Raw genomic sequence first — 23,641 nt, 5'->3', positions numbered from 1 at the left:
ATGAATGCTTTTGTGCTGGCTGTGCCTTCCCGTTGCATAGGTTGCCGTGCTTGCGAGATCGCCTGTGTTGACGCTCATATGGGAGCTGACATGGGACAGGCCATGGAAAACGGCCTTCCATTTAGGCCCCGTATTTCTGTTGTGCGCGAATCCGGTGTTACCGCACCGATTCAGTGCCGTCAGTGCGAGGACGCACCTTGTGCCGCTGCCTGTCCGGTGGGAGCGATCGGTTACAGCGGAAAGGCTGTGGTCATTGATGCCGAACGTTGTTTCGGCTGCAAGGCTTGTCTGGCGGCGTGTCCTTTCGGAGCCATGCAGGTCGGCATAATCAATGCTGAATGTGAAGCTCCGGTAGCGCATAAGTGTGATCTCTGCGAAGGGCATCGCGATAAACCGGCTTGTGTTTCCGTGTGTCCGGCCGGGGCGTTGAGTCTTTTTTCCAGCGAGTCTTTGAAAAAACTCTCAGCTGATAAGCGGCGGGTAAGTGCGCGGAGCACATCATTATGACAGATTCCATATATCGAAGCGTGGTCGAGGACCAGACGGAGCTTATCCGGCGTTTCCGTCCCGACGGGAAGCTGACCTTCGTTAACAGTGCTTTTTGCCGTTTCTACGGCATGAGTGCAGACGAGTTACTTACGTCTCATTTTCAGGAACTTTTGCATCCTGATGAGCGCGAGAGAATTGTCCGTATGCTCTATTCACTGACACCAGAGAATCCGGAAATCGTCACTGAACCAAGTTTTACTGATGCTGCCGGAGAGGTCCATCATGTCCAGTATGTGACCCGCGCAATTTTTGATGATGATGGGAATGTTGTTGAATATCAGTCGGTAGGCCGTGATGTTACGGCCCAGCGGCAGGCAGAGGCGACTCTGGAAGAAGCACGCTCCGCCATGGAACGGGCCAGCAGGGTGACGACTTTTGCCGTTGTGGGCGGAGGCATAGCCCATGAAATCAATCAGCCGCTGAATGCAATACGTCTGCTTGCCGCATCTGCTTTGCTGCTCAAGGACCGCTCCGAGAATCCTGATAAAAAAATCGTCCGTATTCTGCAGAATATTGCCGGACAGGTGGATCGTATTGATTCCATCGTCAATCATCTGCGCGAGCACCTGCGAAATAACCAGACCGTGACAGGTGAACTCTGCAACCTTGGAAAAGCCGTGCAGTCTGCGCTGTCCCTGATGAGGGCCCAGATGGTTGCCAGAGGCATAGGTTTGGAACTTACCGTAGACCCTGAGATAAAGCTTGTGGTCGGAACCTGTATCAGATTTGAAGAGCTGGTCATGAATCTTGTTGCCAATGCCATGCAGGCTCTTGAAACCTGCGACACCTGCCAGAAAACCATTTCCATCCGGGTTGTACCTCAAGGCGCCGATTCCGTGGAGCTCAGTGTGGCAGATAACGGTCCGGGATTTGATCCGAAATTGGCGGAGGAGCTCTTTGAACCGTTTTTTTCAACTAAGTCACCGGGCTCTTCCATGGGACTCGGGCTGTCTATAGTACGCACAATCGTGCAATCCGCAGGCGGATCCGTCGTTGCGGAGAACCGTCCCGAAGGCGGGGCATTGCTGCGGGTCATACTGCCCGCTGAATCCGGGGGAGTCTAAAGGCGATGCGTATTTTACTCGTGGACGATGATGCCCCGACCCGTGATTCTCTAGCCGAATATCTGGCTTTGCTGGGACATGCTGTCACTCCGTGTGCAGAGGCTGTTTCCGCCCTTAATATTTGCCGCAACCATGATTTTGAAATGGTCCTTTCAGATATCCAGATGCCGGGCAGAACCGGAATCGAGCTGGTGCGTGATATCAAAGGGCTTTCATTTAGCACTGCGCCGGACGTGGTTCTTTACACCGGGCACGCTGATCTTGAACTTGCCATCGGAGCTTTGCGGGCCGGAGCCTACGACTACCTAACCAAGCCCATTAATCTGGGAGAGATCGCCGCGGTGCTGGATCGAGTGGCCGAGCATCAGTCGCTTCTGCGGGAAAATGAAAAGCTGACAGATCATTTTGAAGAGGTTGTCGCCGAGGCTACCAGTGATATGCGAGCCGAATTATCGCAATTGCGCCAGCAGTTCGCCCAACAGGCCGGACTGGATAATATCGGTTTCTTTTCCGAAGCCATGTGGGAGGTTGTCAGTCAGGCCCGCTTATATCATGACGATCGTGATCTGCCCGTGCTAATTCAGGGAGAGACCGGAGTCGGCAAGGATATCGTAGCCAAGCTGATCCACTACGGCGAGGACAGTTCCCGTTCGCCGCGACCGTTTGTGGACATCAACTGTGCCGCCCTTCCGGCCAATCTTTTTGAAAGTGAATTGTTCGGTTACGAGGCCGGGGCTTTTACCGGAAGTGCCACCCGTGGTGCACGGGGCAAGATTGACCTTGCTAAGGGCGGGACTCTTTTTCTGGACGAGATTGGTGAAATCCCGGTTGAGTTGCAGGCTAAGCTTCTGCGGGTCATTGAGAATAAAAGTTTTTACCGTGTCGGCGGGCTTACTAAAGTCGAGACCGACATACGCATCATTGCCGCTACGAACCTCGACCTGACTGAACGAATTAAAAAAGGGCTTTTCCGCAGTGATCTTTATTATCGTCTACGGGTCGGCAATATCGTCGTTCCTCCGCTTCGTGAACGTCCTGATGATATTGTCCCCTTGGCGCTCTCGTTCTTGAGAGCTTTTGCCGCAAAAAGAGGCAAGGCATTTACGGAGATCAGCCCTGAGGCGGCCGCAGTCCTGTTGGATCAGCCGTGGTCGGGCAATGTGCGGGAACTCAAGAATGCCATGGAATGGGTTTCGGTCATGCATGATGCACGAGTGCTGCAGTCCGAGCATTTGTCCGGATTTTTCGGGGGGATGCAAAAGAGTTCTCCCGTAAATGAAAGAACTTTCGCAGCCCGGAAGTCAGATCAATCTAAAAAAGTAAGACCTACTGAACAGGATATAGATGCTGCTCTTGCTGCAACTGGCGGTAACAAAACCAAGGCCGCCGCGCGATTGGGGATTTCCATTCGCATGCTTTATTACCGGCTTGCAGCCATTGAACAAAACGAAAGGTAAAAAGCTTTCGCTACAGATCAGATAACGGAGATTCTATGAAGCCGGATAGTACAGGACTAATGGATTTTATTGACGGTGAAAAAATCTGGGAGACAGTGAATTCCACTCCCCGGACCGATGCCGCTCAAGTTCAGGATATTTTGGATAAAGCTGTTCAGGCAAAGGGGCTGTCCCTTGAGGAGACCGCAAGACTTTTGCAGGTCGAAGACCCGGAGCTGAACGAATCCATTTTTGAGACCGCCCGCAAAGTAAAACAGGGCATTTACGGCAATCGTCTGGTGCTGTTTGCTCCGCTCTATGTGACCAACGAGTGCGGTAACCGTTGTGCCTATTGCGGATTCAAAGACACGAATAAGGAGTTGCTTCGCCGGACCCTGAGTGCTGATGAAATCCGGCAGGAAGTTACCGTGCTGGAAAATCAGGGTCATAAACGGCTGCTTCTGGTTTACGGTGAGCATCCCAAATTCGGCGCTGAGTGGATAGCTGAAACCGTCCGCAATGTATATGACACTGTTTCGGAAAAGAGCGGCGAAATCAGGCGGGTGAACATCAACTGCGCCCCTCTGGATGTTGAAGGATTCCGTAAACTGCACGAGGTGGGTATCGGTACCTATCAGTGCTTTCAGGAAACCTATCACCGTGAAACTTATGCCGAACTTCATCCTACCGGATACAAGAAAGATTACCTCTGGCGTTTGCATGCCATGCATCGGGCCATGGAAGCGGGCATCGATGATGTCGGTATGGGTACGCTGCTTGGGCTTTATGACTACCGTTTTGATACCATTGCCTTACTTGCCCATGCCGCAGAACTGGAATCAAGGTTCGGAGTGGGTCCGCATACCCTCTCTTTTCCCCGGCTGGAACCGGCCCTTAATGCCGAGATAGCCTTTAATCCGCCTTACCAGATTTCTGATGAGCAGTTCAAACGGCTGGTTGCTGTGCTGCGTCTTGCAGTTCCTTATACCGGGCTGATTCTCAGTACCCGCGAGAACCGGGAAATGCGCCGTGAACTGCTCGACCTCGGAATCTCGCAGCTCAGTGCCGGATCTCGAACTTATCCCGGTGCGTACAGCGATCAAGACTATGACCGCCCGGATGTGCAGCAATTCTGCATCGGAGATAACCGCAGTCTTGAAGAGGTTATCGGAGAGATTGTTGAGCATGGCTATGTACCTTCATGGTGCACTGCCTGCTATCGTGCTGGCAGGACCGGAGAACACTTCATGGAGCTGGCAAAGAAAGGGTTCATTCAGGAATTCTGCCATCCCAATGCTCTGCTGACTTTCAAGGAATACCTGCTGGATTACGCCCAGGCGGAAACGCAGGAGCTGGGCATTTCGCTGATCAGCCATGAGCTGGAAAGACTTGCCGAAAAACGCAGGGCTGCTGTTGCAGATAGGCTTAACCGTATCGAAAACGGTGAGCGGGATTTGTATCTTTGATTCATTCGCAGGCCGATTAGCTCGACGATATCATTTATGACCGTAAAAGAAATATTGCACGCCCTTAAGGCGGATAATCCTGAAGCGTTATTTGCCCAAGCCCGTGGAATCCGTAATTCCGTGTTCGGTGATGATGTTTTTCAGCGCGGAGTTGTTGAATTCTCCAACAAGTGCCGCAAGAACTGCCATTATTGCGGACTTCGCTGCTGCAACGGACAAGTGGAGCGTTATTCCCTTGATGCGGACTCAATTCTCTCAGCTGCCCGCTGCGCCATTGATGCGGGGCTGGGAACTGTGGTCCTGCAGTCAGGCGATGATAAAAATATGGATCCGCGTTTCATCGGAGAGATCGTTCAATCCATCAAGGCTTATGCCGATGTATCGGTAACCCTGTGCCTTGGCGATCATGACCGCGATACATATAAATACTGGCGGGATTGCGGAGCAGACCGTTATCTCTTGAAAATGGAGACCTTCAACAGTGAACTGCACGCCCGACTCCGGCCCGGACAGAGTGTCTCCGAACGTCTTGCACGTTTGGAAACATTATGCAGCCTTGGTTATGAAGCTGGTTCCGGTCTGATTACAGGCTTACCCGGCATGACTCCGGAAATTCTGGCTGAGGATTTGTGGCGACTGAGTTTATTGCCGCTGGATATGATAGCGGTGGGTCCGTTTATTCCGCATCCGGATACACCTCTAGGCCGTTTTTGGGCTGGAAGTCTCGATGAAGCTTTGCGGGCAACGGCGCTGGTGCGGATCATGAATCCGAAGGTTAATATCCCGGCAACCAGCGCCTTGGATGCTCTGGTTGCAAATGGACGGGAGCAGGGGCTTGAGGCCGGAGCCAACGTGGTTATGCCTTCTGTTACCCCGGAGTCCGTCCGTTCGGAATACAGTATTTATCCCGGAAAGAACTTATCAGCGGATTCTGTTTTGAAAAATGTTGTCCGGATGCAGCGGAGATTGAAAATAGCGGGTTTCCGTCCCTCCTCCACCTGCGGTCAGTCTCCGCTGCGGACAATTAAGGACAAGGAATGTCTTCATGCGTGACAAAGCGCCCGCAGAGTTGTGTCTGGGGATCAACCTGTGTGGCAGGCTTAATGTCGGAACGTTTTGAGATATGGAAGAGTTCTTCCCCCTTCTTTCCCCGGCAGTGGAGAGTCTGCCGGAGAAAAAGGGGTGCCGCTTAAGTGCGGCGCGGCAGTTTACAAGAAGTAATTAACTGCCGCGAGGCCGGTCAGGGACATTGTGATGGTGTATGGTAATGCCAGCATTACCATCCGGCCATATGAGAGGCGTATAACCGGAGCAAGAGCGGATGTCAGGAGAAAGAGGAAGGCTGCCTGACCGTTAGGGGTCGCCACACTGGGGATGTTGGTTCCAGTGTTAATGGCAACGGCCAGCTTGTCGAAGTGATGCATGGTTTCAAGTACTTTCGTAGCGGTAGCCTGAGGCATGCCTGCGACAACATCGATCCTCGCCAGATGAGGATCGGTAAGCTTTTCCATCAGAGCCTGAGCGCTCATACCGATGTCAGGGAGAGTCCCCAGCAGTTTGATAAAGTGAAGTTTTGTTTCCGATATATAGACAGTAGCAACAAATACGTTGTCTGAGATTGCGGAGAGCAATCCGTTGGCAATGTAGTATGCTGCAAGCTGTGTATGTCCTTGCATGCTGAGAACGAATTCAATGATCGGGTGGAATATTTCCTGATCATGAATGACAGCTACAATGGAGAAGAATACGACCAGCAGGGCAGTAAAAGGAAGTGCTTCTTCAAAAGCCTTACCAAGCTGGTGTTCTTCGATGTAACCGTTCATGGAAGTAAGGAAGATGATGACGGAAAGTCCGATGATACCTACTGCTGCAAGGTGGAAAGCAAGAGCCACAACCAGCCAGACACCGGTCAGGGATTGGATGATCAGTCTGGTTTTACCCGCCTGTCCCTGTTTTTCTTCCATTTTTACCGCTGTTTCAAGCAGGTGTGAACGGATGTTTCCGGGCAGCTTTGCGCCATAGCCGAAAAGATGAAATTTTTCCACGGTCATACAGGTCAGCAGCCCTACTGCCAGTACAGGCATTGATACGGGCATGACTTCCAGAAAGAATTCCACAAAATGCCAGCCCATCTCACCGCCGATAAGCAGGTTCTGGGGTTCACCAACCAGCGTACATACTCCGCCTAATGCGGTTCCTACTGCTCCGTGCATCATCAGGTTGCGCAGGAAGGCCCGGAACTCTTTCAGGTCTGAGCGGTTCTTTTCAATTACCGCCTGATCGCTGCAGAGGTCGTGCTCGCAATGCAGGGTCTTGCCGGAGGCAAACCTGTGGTAGATATTGTAGAAACTGTAGGCTACGGCAATGATGACCGCAGTAACTGTGAGGGCGTCCAGAAATGCAGAGAGGAATGCTCCGGCAAAGCAGAACATCAGCGAGATAGCAATTTTGGAGTGAACCCGGACCAGAATGCGGGTAAAGGTGAATTGTAGGAATTCCTTCATGAAATAGATACCCGCAACCATGAAGATAAGCAGCAGGATAACTTCAAAGTTGTTCAGTGCTTCGTGGTAGATGGTCTCTGTTGAAGTCAGGCCCATGACGACAGCTTCAATTGCCAGCAGTCCGCCGGCGGGCAGGGGGTAGCATTTCAGTGCCATTGCCAGTGTGAAAATGAATTCGGCAATCAGCGCCCAGCCTGCAACCTGTGGTCCGGCTGTGAACATGAGTATGGGATTGATGATCAGAAAGGCCAGAATAACTTGCTTGTACCATTTTGGAGCATGGCCGAGGAAGTTGGTTCCGAGTGATTGCAGGAATGTCTGCTGCATCAGAATCTCCTTTTAAAAAATTCATGCCGGATATCGCGCGGCAATATCCGGTTGTCGTGCTTAATTCCGGTATAGGTTAAGGGTAGATTCCCGTTAGGAGGAGGAAGATCCATAAATTTGCTGGACGGATCTTCCTCCGGGGGAGTGCTAGCGTAAGGTCCTATAGTTTGCTCTACGGTTCATATTTATGAACCGCACTGGCTCAGTGCTAATAAAGTAACATCAGAGCGGAGATCATGACGGCCATATACAGGATGGTCATACCGGTCCCGGCACGAACGTAGTCGATTGTTTTGTATCCTCCGGGGCGCATGATCAGGGCGTTGACCTGATGGGTGGGCAGAACGAAGGTGTTCGAAGCTGCAACGGCCACGGTCAGGGCTGCAATACGCGGATCAACTCCTGCGTTCAGCGCCATGTTCATGGACAGGGGCACCAGAAGGACTGTTGCGCCGACGTTTGATGCAACCAGAGTGAAGAACGAGGTCAGCGCTCCGATTACAGTCAGCAGGATCAGGGCCGAGGGTTGTCCCAGTGCGGCCATGATGGTGTCGGCAATGTATTTTGCAGCTCCGGTGTTTTCAAAAGCCATACCCAGCGGAATAAGCCCGCCGAGCAGGAATACGGTCATCCAGTCAACAGACTGGTAAGCCTCATCAATGCTCAGGACTTTGGTCAGGACCATTCCCAGTGCACCGGTCAGCAGGGCGATTGAGAGCTGGATGTGCAGGCCGAGGATCATGAACAGCGATACCGCCAGCCACATGAGAGCCAGTTTGGCCTTTTCTGTGCGCAGGATTTCGCCTTTTACCTCTTCGGTGAAGACAAAGTCCGGACGGTCTTTGAGCATGTGGAACATTTCCCAGCGGCCATGAAGCAACAACGCGTCACCGGATTCAAGGCGCAGGTCGGTCAACCCGCTGATGAACAGCTTCTCACCCCTGAAAATAGCTATCGGGGAAACCTGAAAGCGGTTCCGGATGCCCAGTGTGCGCAGGGTTTCACCTACAAGTTCGGAGCGGGGGGTGATGATACCTTCCATGAGTCCGGCATTGTTGGGTGAAAGTTCCTCGGCAAAGGTTTCAAGATCATCCTTAAGAGACCAGCCGTAGTCAGCAGCCATGCGCTGCACAGATTCGATCGGGCCGACCACTGCAAGATGGTCACCGGGCAGGATTACTTCATGTGCATCCGGGGCGATCTTGTGGTTCTTGCCGCGTTCGCGTGCAATGGCGACAATGGTTGAAAAATATATGGGCCGCAGCTCAAGGTTCATGAGATCGTGGTCGCAAGTCCATGTTTCAGGAACATGCATCTCATACAGGGAACCGATGCCGCCGTATGTGTTGGCGAGCAGTTCCGACATGGGACCTGAGGCTTCATCTACGTTTTTGCTGGGCAGGATAAAACGGCCCAGAATAACGAAATAAATAAGTGCGGCAACAAGAAGACATATGCCGATGGGGGTTACCCCGAACATTCCGAAGGGTTCGTAATGCTTGCCGCCTACAATCATGAGGTCGTTGAGCAGGATGAGGGGGCTGGAGCCAACAAGGGTCAGGCAGCCGCCGATGATGGCGCAGAATCCCATAGGCATGAGCAGTCTGCCAACAGGAACTCCGGTCTGGTTGCCGATGCGTTTGGCCGCAGGCAGGAACAGGGCGGCGGCCCCGATATTCTGCATAAAGCCTGAAATCAAGGCTACAGTCCCGGCTATGAGTGACATGATCCGGGTTTCGCTTTTTCCTGCAAATTTAAGGATAACCCGGGCTAGGGAGTTCATCACGCCGGTCTTGTCCAGTCCGGCTCCGATGATGATTACCGCAATGATGGAGACGACGGCGTTACTGCTTAAGCCGCTGATAGCCTGTTTAGGTGTAACAAGCCCGAGCAGGGGCAGTAAAACCATCATGATGATGCCGACTACGTCGACCCTCACCCATTCGAATATGAAAAGCAGTACCGCGAAGGCCAGTACTGCCATTACTAGAAGAATTTCTGGAGTCATAAGTATCCCTTTTCTCTTTGAAACAGCAAAAAAGTCCGGGGTTACCCGACTCTAAGTGTCGCTCGCGTATATACGGGAATAGCCGCGCTTGCTGATTTGTTGCGAGCGTTGTCTTCCATTACATAGCGAAGTTTTTCGTCCTGATGGTGCAGTTCGGCCACAACGGAATCTTCAGCGCCTTGTTTTACAACATGGGCGAAAAGGAGACCTGCTTCCTCTGCTTTTGCAGAGAAATGTGTGATGTTCTGTTCTGATTGGGAACAGAAATCACTGAAATTTGAACCTCTTTCATCCAGATTCAAAGCGATAAGGCTGCTTTGAGTTCTGGCTGCCATTTCAACAGCATAGTTCACGACTCTTCCTGAGAAAGCGGCTCCCTTGCTTACCACAAGAATTTTGCCACCTTCATTGGTGCATTCAGAAAGGTTATTTACCAGTTCTTCGTTTTCCTCTTGGGAAACTTCGGGTTTCCCACTGTTGGTTAAGAAACGGTTTAATAAAGTTTTCAAGAAAACCTCCCGCGATTTAGGTTCAGGCGAAGCCTGATCCCGGTTGATGGCCCACGTTCCTACATTACAGGTGTTGCTTTGATTCGCTGCCTTTGCTGCATAATAGCGTTCCAAAAGACCGAAAAATCCTTGTTCTGTGGCCATGGTGCCTCCTGATTGTTGTTTCCTTCCTTGAACTTTCTCCCTATAGATCAATATCCATGCCAAGGTTTTTTTTGAGCATAAATTCTTTAAAATCAATATGTTAGTCTTGTGATGGTTTGAGGGTGCTTTTACTTCCGTTGCTTTATGCAACATAGGTCTGAGGATCGATGTTGGTATTTAAAGGTCGGGCAGAAATGTGTCCAAAAGGCATGTTGCTATCTGCAACGTTAAAAGCCTCTATTTCGGTAGGAAACTTGTCTGTTTTCAGGTGCGTTATTAAGTTTGCTTTTGAAAATAAAATTACTATTAACTCATTATTACAGTATGTTATATGTAAAAGCATAAAGATTGTGCAAAAAAGAACAGAGTCACAGGGTGTTGTTTCAACATGCAACATTAACAGAGTTATATATTAATGATATTGGGTAGATAATACTTAAGGATATCCTGTGTATGGAGGTCCGGGTTTATAAAATTGGCAAATATTATCCGGAGGATATTATGAAATGGTTTGGCAGGAAGAGTGCTGAGAAAACGCGCTCTGAAGAGAATAAAGCTGAAACCCATTCCGGGCTGAAGAACGTAACTGAAAGTGTAGCTGACGATATCTGCAGGCGTGTGGAGGAAGCTGACCTTCCCGCCCACATACTTGATGCTGTCCGTGATGAATGTGAACGTCTTCTCAAGCTGGATAATTCATCTCCGGAGTTTGCTATTAGTTATAGTTATTTGGAATTTATCCTTTCACTTCCGTGGAATGAAACCACCAAGGACGACTTGGATATTCAAAGGGCCAAGGACGTTTTGGATGCCCGTCACTACGGCTTGAACAGCGTTAAAGAACGTATCCTTGAGTTCCTTGCGGTTAAAAATTTGCGCAGCCGGATCAGGCCGAACCTGATTATTGCAGACGATGAGATTATTGCCCGGGAAAATTTATCCATAATATTCGAGCACGAGGGCTTTGTTGTACGGACTGTTGGCAACGGATTGGAAGCTGTTGCAGCTATGGAAGAAGAGCCTGCGGATATCGTAATTACCGATTTGAAGATGGATGGAATGGACGGTCTTGAGCTGCTGGAGGTTCTTCGAAGCCGCTGGCCTGATACCGGAGTGATAATGCTTACCGGTTACGCCACGGTTAAGACCGCTGTTGAAGCCATGAAAAACGGGGCTGATCAATATCTCGGAAAGCCGGTTAACCTGACTCGTTTGCGTGAGCATGTTCAGGATTTGCTGGGCCGCAATCAGCGTATTCAGGGATTGCAGGGACCGGTTCTGTGTTTCAGCGGTCCTCCCGGGACCGGGAAAACCTCTATTGGCCGGGGCATTGCAGAATCATTAGGGCGTGAGTTTATTTGCATGTCGTTGGCAGGGTTACGGGATGAATCCGAGTTGCGCGGCCATCGGCGTACTTATGTGGGCGCTATGGCCGGAAGAATATTACAGAATATTCAGAAAGCAGGAGTGCGTAATCCGGTAATCATGCTGGATGAAATGGATAAGATTATTCAGAATTTTCAAGGTGACGCAGCTTCCGTTCTTCTGGAAATCCTTGATCCGCAGCAGAACTCAGCTTTTGTGGATAATTATCTGGGGTTGCCGTTTGATCTTTCCGGGGCGTTGTTTATTGCTACAGCCAATATTGTGGAGCGTATACCGGAACCCTTGCGGGACCGCATGGAGATGATCGAATTTTCAAGTTATACGCCCGGAGAAAAGCTGAAGATTGCGCAGAACTACATGCTGCCTAATCAATTGCTGAAACATGGGTTTTCAGTGAATGAACTGGACATTGATCCTGATGCAGTGAATACAATCATTGCAGACTATACCCGTGAGGCCGGATTGCGCGGTCTTGATAAGCAGATTGCCGCGCTTTGCCGGAAACTGGCCCGGCGTAGGTTGTCAGGGCAGGAAGAAGCTAATCCGATCAAGCTTGTTGCGGCTGATATCTCCGGAATTATGGGGCCGCCACCCCATTTCAGTGCTACAGTAGCCGGAACTTTAAAGACAGGGGTAGCCACCGGGCTGGTCTGGTCGGAAAACGGGGGCGAAATTATTTTTGTCGAGGCGGTCAGGATGCATGGAAATAAAAATCTTCTGTTGACCGGATCGCTTGGAGAGGTGCTCAGGGAATCCGCCCAGACTGCATTGAGTTTTTTACGGGCTAATGCCGGCAGGTTCGGTCTTTCAGAAGATTTCTTCGAGACCTCGGATATTCATATCCATATACCCGCCGGCGCAGTGACCAAGGAAGGCCCCTCTGCCGGAGTTACCATCACGGTGGCCCTGCTTTCGCAATTGACCGGAAGAAAGGTGCGCGAGGATATGGCCTTCAGCGGTGAAATAACATTGCACGGCGACGTGCTCCCGGTGGGCGGGGTGCGTGAAAAGGTCATGGCCGCAGTCAGGGCCGGAATCAGCACCATTGTTCTGCCTGAGATGTGCGCGCAGGCAGTTGGGCAGCTTGAAGATGAAGTCCTGAAGGGAGTGGAAATCAAGTTGGTTTCCCGGCTTGAGGATGCTCTGGAGGTTGCGTTAAACTAATTCTCTTTTTCCAGTCCGAGACGTTTCATCTTGCGCCACAGTGAAACACGGTCAATGCCGAGTATCTTGGCTGCTTGGGTCTTATTCCCGTTGGTTGCCAGCATGACTTTCCCAATGTGGTCGCGTTCTACTTCCTCTAAGGTCCGCAGCGGTTTACTGCGGTCAATATTGCGTATCTCTTCGGGGAGAAGGTCCGGGGAAAAAACAGTACCCCGCGCTAGAGCCAGCGCCCGCTGGGAGATGTTTTCAAGTTCTCGGACATTGCCGGGGAAGGAATAGTTCATCAGGATGTCCAGCGTTTCCTGTGAAATTGTGTCGATGGATTGGGTTTCTGTGCGGTGTTTTTCCAGAAAGTGGCCGATCAGGACCGGAATGTCTTCGCGGTGTTCACGAAGCGGCGGTGCCGAGAGAGTTACCACGTTCAAACGGTAGAAAAGGTCCTGCCTGAAGGTACCTTTTTCGACTTCTTCTTTCAGGTCGCAGTTGGTTGCGGAAACGACCCGGATATCCACCGGAATTTCCTGAGTTCCGCCGACCCTCAGAAAATTTCGCTCCTGCAGCACCCGCAGAAGCTTGACCTGCATGTTCAGGGGCAGTTCGCTCATTTCATCGAAAAATACAGTGCCGCCGGTGGCAACTTCCAAGATCCCTTTTTGTCCGCGCTGTGCTCCGGTGAAGGCTTCTCGCTCGTGCCCGAAAAGTTCCTTGTCCATGAGCTCGGCTGTGAATGTTCCGCAGTTGATAGCCATGAACCGTTCCTGTGAACGAGGACTGAGCATATGAATACCTCGGGCGATGAGTTCCTTACCTGTTCCGGTTTCACCTTGGATAAGGACGTTGCAGTCCATATGCGCTAATTGTTCGATTGTCTTTTTCAGCTTGATGATCTCTTCACTTTGTCCCACTAAAGGAAAGTCCTGCTTGCCTTCCTCCAGCACTTGCCGCAAGCGCAGGACTTCAACTGAGAGGGCCTGCCGTTCAAGGGCATTAAAGACCTGTGCGCGAAGTTCATCCAGATTGAGAGGCTTGGCTATGTAGGAATGCGCGCCTTTCTGCATGGCTATAACAGCTGTATCGACTGTGGCATGTCCGGTGATGACAATTACCTGAGTGGAAGGCTGGATTTCCTTAATGTGTTCCAGTAGTTCGATGCCGTTCATGCCCGGAAGCATCAGGTCGGTCAGTACCAGTTCGAATTCCTGCTTACCGATTTTTTGCAGTGCTTCAGTGCCTGAGCTTACGGCAACGACCATATGTCCTGCCTCAGTCATGACGTGGGTCAGGTTGTCTCGCGCAATGGCTTCGTCTTCAACAATGAGGATATTGGCGTGGCTGATCATATTGTGTGTTCCTTATCGAGCGGCAGGGTGATGTAAAAACTGGTGCCTTCTCCCGGACTGCTTTCCGTCCTGATGCTGCCCTGATGCTTTTCTATGATTCCGTAGACGATGTACAGTCCCAGTCCGGTACCTTGTCCGACTTCCTTGGTGGAAAAGAAGGGATCAAAGATGCGTTCCATAATTTCCGGGGACATGCCTGGTCCGGTGTCATTGACCCTGATGACTGTGTTTTCCTGATCCAGAAAAGCAGTGACCGTTATTGAACCGGGTTTATCTTCGATGGCCTGCACGGCGTTTATGAGCAGGTTGATGAAAGCTTCCTGCAGCTTGCGGCGGTCAGCGTGAACAATGATATGCTTAGGAATTTCCATGGAAAGACTGATGTTTGACGGCACCTGACTGGATACGAGATCCATGGAGGATTTCATGACTCTTCCTAGTTCGATCGGTCCCGGTGAATATTCGCTCTCGCGGGAAAATTCAAGCAATCCTTTAACAATATCCCGTGAGCGCAGGGTTTCCTGCATAATGTTGTGCATCATCCGGTCAGAAAGCTCGTCCTGACCTTTTTGCCGTTCCTCAAGAATCTGGCAGGAGGTGGAAATGTTGTTCAGGGGATTGTTCAGCTGGTGTGCAATTCCTGAAGAGAGCGTGCCGATGGATGACAGTTTCTGGGCCTGCACCAGCTGGCGGCGGCGTTTGACCAGCTGTTCGACCATGGAATTCAAGGCGGCAAATACCTGCTGGATTTCATCATGTGAGTTTTTAATCGGCAGGGGTTTAAATTTACCTTCCGAGATTCGGCGGGTTGCTTCCTGCACTTCGCGGAGCGGTTTGAGGATATTTAAGCTGAAAAAAAGAACAAGGGCCATGATGACCACAGCGATGCCGATCATGGATAGGGCCAGATTGGAGCGCAGTTCTCCATTGATGCTGAGTATATATTTACGTTCGAAATTGGATATTGCTTTGGAGAGTCCCACCATGGCTTGCCCGGTTTCACGGAGATGATTGTTCAGTTCTTTGTTTGCGGTTGATGTTTCTTTCGGGGCGGATTTAAGCTGCAGCAACAACTCCCGGTAGCGGTTCAGGTTTGACTCCAGTTTTTTGCCGGTTTGTTTTTTTTCATTTTTTTTGAATTCATCTACAAGTTCCTGCAGCAGGGTATCGGCACGTTTAAGGTAATCCAGCCCAAGGGTGAACAAGGCCGGGTCATGATAGAGCAGGTAGTTTTTTTCAATACGGCGGACTTCGAGAATAAGATTGCTCAAATCGTCACTGCGTTCAATCAGCAGGACTTCGTCTTCTAGCTGCAGGGTGTTCACGAAGGACAGCAAACCCAGACAGCCGAAGCAGATAGAAAAAATGATGATTCCGATGATGATTTTCTGACGAATATTCAATTTAAGCACAGTCATACCTCTCGTTAAATTCTGCAGAGGCTGTAAACCTACGTTTACTGGACTCAAATGGCAATTGTGAGTTGTGGTTTCATTCTGGACGGAGAGCATAGACTCTCTTGCTTCTATAGTTTCCTGTGATGTAATCATCGAAATCCCCGGTCTTATCATATATAATGTCCGGAAAATGCTTAGATGGAGAAACTTATGGTTATCAATACACATGAGCAGATAGACAGATCCCTGTGCGGCGAACCTGTTTCAGTCTTTGATGGCGGAAGTGAAGTTCGTCTGGAATGTATTGCTAATATGGCTGCCGATGCCAGCGGGCTGGTTCATGGCGGTTTTATTTTCGGCATGGCTGATTATGCGGCAATGCTGACGGTCAATCATCCTAATGTTGTTCTGGCCGGCGCTGAGAGTCGCTTCCTGAAGCCTTCAAAAGTGGGTGATGTCCTTATTGCCAAAGCCAGCGAGCAGGAAAACAATGGACGCAAACATATAGTTAAGGTTGATGTCTCCTGCAACGAAGAAATTGTTTTCAGTGGCGTGTTCACTTGCTTTGTCACTAAGGAACATGTGCTGGCCGGAGCATAGTTTTTTGGGCTCAAGAGAATAAAAACCGCAATGTGTTTACACATTGCGGTTTTTTTATTTCTTTTAACTAAGGATTATTGGCCTAGAGGTTGTATAAATTCATGTTGGGAGTCTGGCTTAACTGCATATCCGGTTTGATGTATTCTTCGGCAAGCAGTCGGACATCATCCATGGTCTTTGCCCGTGAAAAGGTGGCCAGCAGGCTGTGTCCAAAGCGGAAATTGGCTGCAAAATAAGCCATGAGCAGACGGAACCGTTTAATTGCGCGGATAGGATCGAAATCCTGTTCCAAGGCGGTCGCAAGCCGTATGATGTAATCCTTAAAAATATCCTTGTCGGGAGTAAAACCCGTTGTCCATTGGGCAAAGAGCCATGGCTGGGCCATAGCCATACGTCCTATGGACACGCCATCGCATCCTGTTCTTTCCAGCATATCTTGACAGTGCTGAGGGGTTGTCACATTGCCGTTGCCAAAGACTGGAATGGAGACCGCTTCTTTAATGAAACGGATGTGGTCAATGAAAGGAGGTCGGGTGCGTTTGTCCGGTGCAACACGCGGGTGAAAGACGAGACAGTCGGCGCCTGCCGCTTCAAAATTTTTAGCCAGGGCCACAGCCGGTTCAATTTCCTTGGACCAGCCGGTGCGGAATTTGACAAAGACTGGAATGGACACTGCCTTGCGTACTGCTTCCACAATAGCAACGGCCTTTTCGGGCGTCTTGAGCAGGGCGGCACCAGCCTTACGCTTGATCATTCCCCGTGCCGAGCATCCCATGTTGATATCCACACCAAAGAAACCTTCGTGTTCCACGCGTTTTGCTGCAATCACCAGTTCTTCCGGAGTGGCCCCCACCAATTGACAGACAAGGCTGGGAAGTTCCCATTCGTGCCATTTGAAAACCGACGAAACTCTGGGGTTTTCTGTAGGAACAGCCTTGGCGCTGCACATTTCCGTAAAGGCCAAGCCGCAGGAGCCGTAATGGGCCAGAACCTGACGGAAGGCACTATGTGTCAGTCCGGCCATAGGGGCCAGCCACAATCGATTTGGAATGGTTTTTCCGCCGATGATAATGGGGCTGTTCAGTTTAGCTGCCAGTTCTGGGAGATGGTTGGGAGTGGATTCGGTCATGAAATCTGTAAGACAGGTTATAGGTGTCAAAGGATGCAGCCTTCCGTATCCTGTTGTTGCATAACGGGCAAGTCTTGAGAGTGCTAAAAAAGTTTTTTTCGCGTCATTACTGATTCATATTCGCTCTACGCAACTCCGCGTTTCCCTAGACCTTTTCAGGTGGCCCCGGAAAACGCGGATATTTTTCAGCAAATGGTTTTTACGTTAATTCTGTCCGGCCCATACGCATGCGTTTTGTTCTTTGTCCTTGCTCCAAGGATACAGGCATGTTCCTTGATCACCGGGGACGGTAGTTGTATCCGAAAAATCGCAGCTCCAGCTTGAATTCTGACTGCAATACCATTTAACTCCTTGGAAATAGCTACTGACAGGGTTTTTGGGGGTGGTACGTCCCAGCTTACTATTGGCCGGATCGGTGAAAATAGTTGTTCCGTATACATAGGCCGCATTAATATCTTCCGACATCCTGTTATTCATAAGGTAGGATATAGCCACTTCTCCCGTTCTATCCTCGCCTGCACTGCAATGGAAATAGATTACATAAGGAGTTTTATTGTTATTGTTCATGGTTGTACTGATGTAATCAACCAATCCCGGAAGTTTGCTGGCGTTGCCTCCGCCATTGCCCTCAGTAAGCATCTGCCACCAGAGAAATTTTCCGGTGGAATTGGTGCCGGAAAGGGGAACGGTTCCCGTGGCAGGTTGAAAGGAGTCTGGTTTAAGATTTGAAGATGTCCCATTGAAATGTGTATATTCCGCTTTAAGCATGGGGCCTTCCCCAGTGTCGTTAATCAGGCTGATATCAACAAAAATATAAGAGTCGGGCAGAGGCTTGCCCAATTGGGCCATGGATCTTGATTTTAAGGCGGCCAACAAACCCTTTTGGTCAAATACCCATTTGTTATCCTTCATTACTGTAGGGTGAGGTCCTCTGAATAAAAAGTTACCGTTTTTGTAGTCCAAAAGGTATGCATGTCCGTAGCTGGCTATTGCCGGGTTGCCCTCAACACAGCCTGAGTTGATCATTACAAATCCTGAATTATTATCTACTTGTCCCGGAGTGGACATGTGCGCGCACCCGGTGCAATTTTCTGAAGTGGAACTTACAGAACAGTCTTGAGCATAATCCCAGCCATTTTCTCCGCCGACAACTTTAATCATGCACGTATACGGTGATCCGGGAAAAGACTGGTTAAGTGTGTTTACCTTCCAGATTGTCCCATTCAGCATATGAACGAACTTAGGGCCTGTTGTTACAGGATAAGTGGGGCCGAAGCTTCCATCTTCTTTCAACATACTGAACGATGTAGTCATATTGTCGTAAAATGTTTTATTTGCGACCGTTGATACTGTTTTGCAGTTCTGAGCAGGTGAGACAAAGAAGCTTACACAATTTGTTGAATTTCCGACGCATTTTCCTTCAATTAGGCTGGTGGTTTCAAAGGCAGGCGAGATTGCTTCAGCTGCTTGGGAAAGAGATTGGCCTGCTCCCATGAGAATAAGGGCAATCAAAAAACAGATGTTCAGCAATGAAGGTAAAATCCTTTTTGCTTTTCCAGCGTGCATAGAAACTCCTTATCCTTAAAATGGTTACTAAAATAGATGAACGTGGTTGATGAGTCCCTCCAGATGTTCCCATCAATCACGCCGTTTTAGCTATTGAGTTTTGCTTGGTGTTTTTTGTTGCGTATTCGGCGGTGTCTTCCCTGTCTGCTGGCAGTATTGGGAATTGTTCTTCATGCAGACATCATAGGGTACGCCTTGCCCTTTGGGTACCGGCTTGCAGTAGTTAAGCTGGGCAGTGGTGGCTGCTCCTGTCTTGGCATTCAGCTTTTTCACCTCTTCCTTCTGGCAACTGTAATCAAAGTTAGCCTGCATACAGGCGAGCAGGGTAGGGTAGGATCCGGTGTTTGAATCCGGCAGGCATTTATTGTTGGAGAATGCCCACGTTTGATTTCTGTAAGGCTGCTGTTCAGGGGGGCCGGGGCAAAGAGTCACTTTTACAGTCGCTCCTGCCTTTTGGCAGATAGCGGTGGATGCGTCATCGTTGAACTGCCATGCATAGGCATCCGAACCGATTGCCTTCAGGTACTTAACGTAGTTGGTGTAGGGCTTGCCCTTACCCTTCGAGAGGGAAACCATGTCATAAACTCCGGGTGTTCCAAGAGGTCCGACCGCGCATTGCGGGCCGCCGCATCCGGGAGTGAGGCAGGTTTCCGGGTCCTTGTCTGCTCCCTGTGCTTTCATGACGTTACAGGCATACCAGTCTGATATATTGGGCGGGTCTGTGGTTATCCCCGCACTGGCCGCCTGAGTATCAGTATTTTTGTATGGGTCCTGGCCTCCCGGAGGTTCGAGCCATTGTTCCGGAGCCATGCATCCGGCACGTCCTCTGCTTTTATCATTTGATACCACAAGGCTGATTCCAGCGTTGAGTTGTGTGTTGGTGTACAGCGTTGAGTTGGCCGCGATAGTAGTCTGGTCTTCCTTGGGGCAGTCATACAGGTCTGCTACGGCGGACATTTCCGTGAAGTTGCAGTCGTTTCCATTATCGGTGAGTTCCATGGACATAGGTACGTTGAAGCCGGAAACCATGCTCAGGTCAAAGTAGTCTGTTGCGCCCATGCATGTGCCGTCGGAGGGGTTAACTGTACATTTGTTTCTGTCCGCTCCGGTGTATGTGCAACCTGCTGAATATTCGAATACGGTTCCCACGCCGGAGCTAGCCATTCCCGGTATCCCGCCGATAACACAACTTCCGGGCCAGTCTCCTTCGGATGGGGGCTGTTCGCAGCCGAGCAGTACTCCGAAGTTTGCCGAGGCGATTCCGCCGTCAGGCACGGAGATATCCATGCTTTCACCGAAGGTGATTTTTTTACGGAATAACAGGGCTGAAGTCTTGTTTTGGGGGTTGGCATACATCTCATCCATCTGGGCCAGTTCTGCTGTCTTGTTCCAGAGCTTGGCGTTGTAGAAGTGCTGTTTGTCCGCTGCTGTGGGGGGAGTAAGCACGATATATGCGTCATCCATGCAGTTGTTGTAAATGGAGATCCTTTTTTGCCATGTGGTTGTTGCGGTGTTGTCGCCGCATTGTCCGCCCGATGGAGTCGGGTTGGGCGGGGTGTATTTGGTCATCTGGCAGCCGGGACTGAGGTTCGTTCCGGGACTGGGGAAGAGCATGGCCGCCTCGCAGCCGGGATTTAGGGATGTCTTGTTGCATCCATGTGCAAACTCCCAGCCGGAGGGGGTGATTTTGATATATGTACTCAGTTTCTGGTCAAAGTGGTCGTTTTCCACATCCACCTTCCAAAGCAAGTTTTGTTTCATGTATTTTGTGACAGAGCCCGCAGTGGCGTTTTTATTGTCCACAGAAAATACTTCCTGAGTAGAGTTACCGTTTACAACGGAATAGGTGACCGTGCTGATCCAGTTTTGTTTGCCGCATGGACCTATGGCCATGGTAATTCCGGTGCAGCTGCTGTCACCAGAATCTTGGCAGAGATATTGGCTGCTGTCGGCCCAGGATGTGCTGAGAATGCAACAAAGGATAAAAATACAAGTGTTTAAGATTATGTTACTTGTTTTGAACCCACTTTTTTTCATGCTTCCCCCTCATGCGGATAGTGATATGGCTAAAAAAACACAACACTACTATAAAACTATATAGGTTTAATTGTGTCAAGGAGTGGGTGTGCTTTTCAGCATTTCTAATATATGACTTGTTGTGGAGTAGAGGTGTTATTGTGTGAAGTAGTTCATTAATTTTAGATGTCCGTAGACAAAAAATGTTTAATATTTTATTGTTGTATAAGGAGTCTCAAAATTGGAGGTAGCAGTGGGCTGTATTCGTAGATTAAGATCCTACTTTGTTGTGTCGCTTAATAGAATCGGATTCTTTACTGTTCTTTTGGTGTGTTTAGCTGTGGGGCCATGCTTTGCTCAGTCCTCCGAACCCGCTTCCGGCAGTGGTGAGAATGTCAGTGTTCTGCTTGCTCCATTGCAGGCTTTGCATGATGACCTTTCCCGAATAGAGGCCAAGCTTGATGCCTTTGCCAATGCCAAGTGGGAGTACAAAATTCTGGTCCCCAATGTCCTCGAAAAATCAGGATTCGATCCGTACAAGCCCAACCTCGCTCCATTGGGTCAGCAGGGCTGGGAACTTGTTACTTATTCTCCTGATGTCGGATATATCCTGAAACGCAGACTTGCTCCTGATTCCAAATAAACCGGGGAGCTCGTATGGATTTTCAGCCTCGTAAAAATCTGAATCATGCACCTGTCCGAAACGGGTTTACACTGCTGGAGCTAATTGTGGTCATGGTCATCATGTCCATAGTAATGGCTGTTCTTCTGCCGCGCCTAAGTGGTCAGCTTACGGGCAATTCTCTGCGTGCCGCTGTTGCCGATCTCGGGGCTATAGCCACCTCTGCCCGCTTCAGGGCTGCTGATACCGGTAAACAGCATATCTTGGTTATCAATAAAGAAACAAAGAACCTTAAGCTGTTGAGCGCTGACAAGGGTGAGATACTGAGCCTGACCTCACTGCCTGCAAGGGTGGCTGTGAAGGATATGGAACTTCTGGGGAAATCTGTTTCAGGGCATGAAATGCGTATCATTTTTTTTCCACGGGGAACTGCGACGCCGGCCCGTTTCAAGCTGGTTTCCGAGAAGCAGGAAAGCCTGCAATTGATTGTCGCCGGAGCTGATGGGGGCGTGTATGTGCGCTAAATCCTGTAACTCCGGTTTCTCCCTGCTGGAAGTCATGGTTGCCATGGCTATCCTGTCCATCGGGCTGGTTGCAGTGGCCGGAGTTTATTCACAGGCAACCGCTTCCCTGTCGCAGGTGGAAGGGTACGAGCGGGCCGGTCTGGAAGCTGAAATGCGGCTGGCCTCTTTTCTTAATCAGGGAAATATCAAGTCGGGAACAACATCCGGTAAATGCGAAACCCTGCCCCACGGAAGATGGAAGATCGTCAGCAAAAAAGAGGATGGTTATTCCGGTGTGAGCCGGGTTAGGATCACAGTACTTTTCTTCACCGAAGGCAGGGAACATGAATATGTTCTGGAAACTGCACAAGTCGAGCAAACCCTGCCTGCGCAGAGTAAAACCCAGACCAAGGACAAGAAAAAATGAAATCAGCACTACGTTTGCAAATGAATTTTTCCCGAATCCTGCTCTTATTTTTATTGGGCATGTTTCTGGCTGGGTGTCAGCTCAAGGCGGACCCTATCGATATCGGTTACCAGCCCATGCCCCGTCCGTTGATGGGCCTCAAGCTCAAGGTTGTGCAGAAGGAAATGCACGTTGTTGAGGAGGAAGGGAAGGAAGAGACCAGCAAGGATCAGGATCGTGCCCTTCTGGTAATGGATTGCAAACCCGATAGTCCTGCACAAAAGGGTGGTGTCCAGCCCGGAGATATTCTTTTGGAAATAGACGGTGTTCCGGTGCAGGGTATGCGGGATTCAACATTCATCATGCAGCGCAAGCGTCCGGGCGGTAATGTCGCCCTGACCCTGTTCAGAAACGGCAAGATCGTTAAACTTGGAATTCATCTGCCTGTTGACGTCCCGGTCTCCAAGGCGGTCAAAACTACAAGTGGGGGGGCTTCTTGATGCATAAAGGAAGACGCGGTTTCACACTTATTGAAATGCTGGTGGTTATCGTGATTATCGGCGTGCTGGCGGCTATCGTGGCCCCAAGGTTTTTCGGCAAGACCGATGAAGCCAAGGTTGCGGCGGCCAAGGCGCAGATCGAAGATTTTTCAATGGCCCTGCAAAGCTATCAGCTGGATACAGGGAATTTCCCAACGACCCAGCAGGGACTTAATGCCTTGGTGGTAAAACCCACAACTCCGCCAGTCCCTGAGAACTGGCATGGACCGTACATGAGTAAAAATACCATTCCAAAGGACCCGTGGAATAATCCGTATGTGTACACCGCTCCCGGCAAGCACAGCCCGGATTTTGACCTGCTCAGTTACGGCAAGGACGGCAAGCCCGGAGGAACAGGTGATAACGCGGACATCACCAACTACTGAACCAGCTACAGATCAAAGCGGGTTTACCCTTCTTGAACTGTTGGTGGCGATTACTATCGGTTCGGTTGTCTTTACTGCTGTTTATTCGATCTTCGTCACCGCTACGAGGGTGGAAAGGGGCGCTCAGGCCGTACTTTCACCCATGCGTTCAGCCGCTTATGTGTTCAGCATGCTCGGCAGGGATGTCCGCAATCTGGACCCGCTCTGTTCGGCTTCTGATATCAGCTGTCAGGATAGTAAATGCCAGTTCCCTGTTCTGGATGAAAAAGGAAACCGGATTTGGGTCCGTTATGTTCTCAAAGAAAGCACTCTCTGGCGGGAAGAGCGCAAGGATAAGAAGGGCAAGCCGGAGAAAGGAAAGCCGATTTCAAAGATGGAGCTTTGTTCCGGGGTGGTTGAAACCCGATTCAAGCTTACCGCAAGGGGGCATGGCGGAAGTGCCGCAGGAGCGGGGATAACGGCTGTAACCGGACCGGGAATGATCGGAATGGTTTTGGATTTTAAGGAAGGGCCATCACGAAGGAGTGTTTTTCGTTCACAGGTTTTGTTGGAAGTAACACCGCAGCAGAAGGCAGGCTGA

Annotated in this window: 21 protein-coding genes; 13 read left to right on the top strand and 8 right to left on the bottom strand. The window is 50.2% G+C overall.

Annotated features, from left to right (window positions below; translation table 11 throughout):
* From ACKU40_RS13855 to hydE, 5 genes are read left to right on the top strand one after another with little or no spacing between them, the layout of a single operon-like run.
* A complete protein-coding gene (locus ACKU40_RS13855; protein WP_320173387.1) occupies positions 1–507 on the top strand; it encodes a 4Fe-4S dicluster domain-containing protein in 507 nt (168 codons plus the stop codon).
* Positions 504–1,613 (top strand): ATP-binding protein, encoded by a 1,110-nt coding sequence (locus ACKU40_RS13850; protein ID WP_320173386.1) that lies wholly within the window; start codon positions 504–506, stop codon positions 1,611–1,613. The genes ACKU40_RS13855 and ACKU40_RS13850 overlap by 4 nt, the downstream gene beginning before the upstream one ends.
* A 5-nt stretch (positions 1,614–1,618) precedes the next feature.
* Complete coding sequence (locus ACKU40_RS13845; RefSeq protein WP_320173385.1) at positions 1,619–3,070, top strand: sigma-54 dependent transcriptional regulator; 1,452 nt, start codon at positions 1,619–1,621, stop codon at positions 3,068–3,070.
* 35 nt (positions 3,071–3,105) lie between these two features.
* Entirely contained in the window at positions 3,106–4,515 is a 1,410-nt protein-coding gene (hydG, locus tag ACKU40_RS13840; RefSeq protein WP_320173384.1) for a [FeFe] hydrogenase H-cluster radical SAM maturase HydG, read from the top strand.
* Positions 4,516–4,551: 36 nt separating this feature from the next.
* Complete coding sequence (gene hydE / locus ACKU40_RS13835; RefSeq protein ID WP_320173383.1) at positions 4,552–5,568, top strand: [FeFe] hydrogenase H-cluster radical SAM maturase HydE; 1,017 nt, start codon at positions 4,552–4,554, stop codon at positions 5,566–5,568.
* A gap of 155 nt (positions 5,569–5,723) precedes the next feature.
* Here the strand turns inward: hydE and nhaB are convergent, their stop codons facing one another.
* The 3 genes from nhaB to ACKU40_RS13820 form a co-directional block, all read right to left on the bottom strand.
* A complete protein-coding gene (gene nhaB / locus ACKU40_RS13830) occupies positions 5,724–7,346 on the bottom strand; it encodes a sodium/proton antiporter NhaB (protein ID WP_320173382.1) in 1,623 nt (540 codons plus the stop codon).
* A gap of 208 nt (positions 7,347–7,554) precedes the next feature.
* Positions 7,555–9,354: an SLC13 family permease gene (locus ACKU40_RS13825; protein ID WP_320173381.1), complete on the bottom strand. Its 1,800-nt coding sequence runs from the start codon at positions 9,352–9,354 to the stop codon at positions 7,555–7,557.
* A 41-nt stretch (positions 9,355–9,395) separates the two neighbouring features.
* The gene (locus ACKU40_RS13820) at positions 9,396–10,007 is read right to left on the bottom strand and encodes a hypothetical protein (RefSeq protein WP_320173380.1); all 612 of its coding nucleotides are present in this window, start codon (positions 10,005–10,007) and stop codon (positions 9,396–9,398) included.
* A 501-nt stretch (positions 10,008–10,508) separates the two neighbouring features.
* On the opposite strand from ACKU40_RS13820, the gene ACKU40_RS13815 reads away from it, so the two are divergent.
* Positions 10,509–12,557: a S16 family serine protease gene (locus tag ACKU40_RS13815; protein WP_320173379.1), complete on the top strand. Its 2,049-nt coding sequence runs from the start codon at positions 10,509–10,511 to the stop codon at positions 12,555–12,557.
* Here the strand turns inward: ACKU40_RS13815 and ACKU40_RS13810 are convergent.
* Positions 12,554–13,897, bottom strand: a complete 1,344-nt coding sequence (locus ACKU40_RS13810) for a sigma-54 dependent transcriptional regulator (protein WP_320173378.1) — start codon at positions 13,895–13,897, stop codon at positions 12,554–12,556. The two genes, ACKU40_RS13815 and ACKU40_RS13810, sit on opposite strands and share 4 nt — an antisense overlap.
* Complete coding sequence (locus ACKU40_RS13805; protein WP_320173377.1) at positions 13,894–15,447, bottom strand: HAMP domain-containing sensor histidine kinase; 1,554 nt, start codon at positions 15,445–15,447, stop codon at positions 13,894–13,896. Before ACKU40_RS13805 ends, ACKU40_RS13810 begins: the two co-directional genes overlap by 4 nt.
* 57 nt (positions 15,448–15,504) lie before the next feature.
* On the opposite strand from ACKU40_RS13805, the gene ACKU40_RS13800 reads away from it, so the two are divergent.
* On the top strand, positions 15,505–15,894 hold the full coding sequence (locus ACKU40_RS13800; protein WP_320173376.1) for a PaaI family thioesterase: 390 nt from the start codon (positions 15,505–15,507) through the stop codon (positions 15,892–15,894).
* An 82-nt stretch (positions 15,895–15,976) separates the two neighbouring features.
* Here the strand turns inward: ACKU40_RS13800 and ACKU40_RS13795 are convergent, their stop codons facing one another.
* From ACKU40_RS13795 to ACKU40_RS13785, 3 genes are all read right to left on the bottom strand, one after another.
* Positions 15,977–17,023, bottom strand: a complete 1,047-nt coding sequence (locus ACKU40_RS13795; RefSeq protein WP_320173375.1) for a tRNA-dihydrouridine synthase family protein — start codon at positions 17,021–17,023, stop codon at positions 15,977–15,979.
* A 204-nt stretch (positions 17,024–17,227) separates the two neighbouring features.
* Positions 17,228–18,589, bottom strand: a complete 1,362-nt coding sequence (locus ACKU40_RS13790) for a hypothetical protein (RefSeq protein WP_320173374.1) — start codon at positions 18,587–18,589, stop codon at positions 17,228–17,230.
* Between the two features lie 90 nt (positions 18,590–18,679).
* Positions 18,680–20,482 carry a hypothetical protein gene (locus tag ACKU40_RS13785; RefSeq protein ID WP_320173373.1) on the bottom strand — a complete coding sequence of 601 codons (1,803 nt, stop codon included), beginning with the start codon at positions 20,480–20,482 and terminating at the stop codon, positions 18,680–18,682.
* A gap of 364 nt (positions 20,483–20,846) precedes the next feature.
* Between ACKU40_RS13785 and ACKU40_RS13780 the strand changes: the two genes are divergently transcribed.
* The 6 genes from ACKU40_RS13780 to ACKU40_RS13755 are packed head-to-tail and all read left to right on the top strand — an operon-like array spanning position 20,847 to position 23,641.
* A complete protein-coding gene (locus ACKU40_RS13780; protein WP_320173372.1) occupies positions 20,847–21,248 on the top strand; it encodes a hypothetical protein in 402 nt (133 codons plus the stop codon).
* A 14-nt stretch (positions 21,249–21,262) separates the two neighbouring features.
* Positions 21,263–21,751 carry a type II secretion system protein gene (locus tag ACKU40_RS13775; RefSeq protein WP_320173371.1) on the top strand — a complete coding sequence of 163 codons (489 nt, stop codon included), beginning with the start codon at positions 21,263–21,265 and terminating at the stop codon, positions 21,749–21,751.
* The gene (locus ACKU40_RS13770) at positions 21,741–22,157 is read left to right on the top strand and encodes a prepilin-type N-terminal cleavage/methylation domain-containing protein (protein WP_320173370.1); all 417 of its coding nucleotides are present in this window, start codon (positions 21,741–21,743) and stop codon (positions 22,155–22,157) included. Before ACKU40_RS13775 ends, ACKU40_RS13770 begins: the two co-directional genes overlap by 11 nt.
* A complete protein-coding gene (locus ACKU40_RS13765) occupies positions 22,154–22,636 on the top strand; it encodes a PDZ domain-containing protein (RefSeq protein ID WP_320173369.1) in 483 nt (160 codons plus the stop codon). The genes ACKU40_RS13770 and ACKU40_RS13765 overlap by 4 nt, the downstream gene beginning before the upstream one ends.
* The gene (gene gspG, locus ACKU40_RS13760; RefSeq protein WP_320173368.1) at positions 22,636–23,061 is read left to right on the top strand and encodes a type II secretion system major pseudopilin GspG; all 426 of its coding nucleotides are present in this window, start codon (positions 22,636–22,638) and stop codon (positions 23,059–23,061) included. Before ACKU40_RS13765 ends, gspG begins: the two co-directional genes overlap by 1 nt.
* A complete protein-coding gene (locus ACKU40_RS13755) occupies positions 23,033–23,641 on the top strand; it encodes a prepilin-type N-terminal cleavage/methylation domain-containing protein (RefSeq protein ID WP_320173367.1) in 609 nt (202 codons plus the stop codon). The genes gspG and ACKU40_RS13755 overlap by 29 nt, the downstream gene beginning before the upstream one ends.

Origin of the sequence: Maridesulfovibrio sp. (assembly GCF_963666665.1) — a bacterium.
In the GTDB taxonomy this organism is placed as follows: domain Bacteria; phylum Desulfobacterota; class Desulfovibrionia; order Desulfovibrionales; family Desulfovibrionaceae; genus Maridesulfovibrio.
This window is presented reverse-complemented; position numbering and strand designations above follow the sequence as displayed.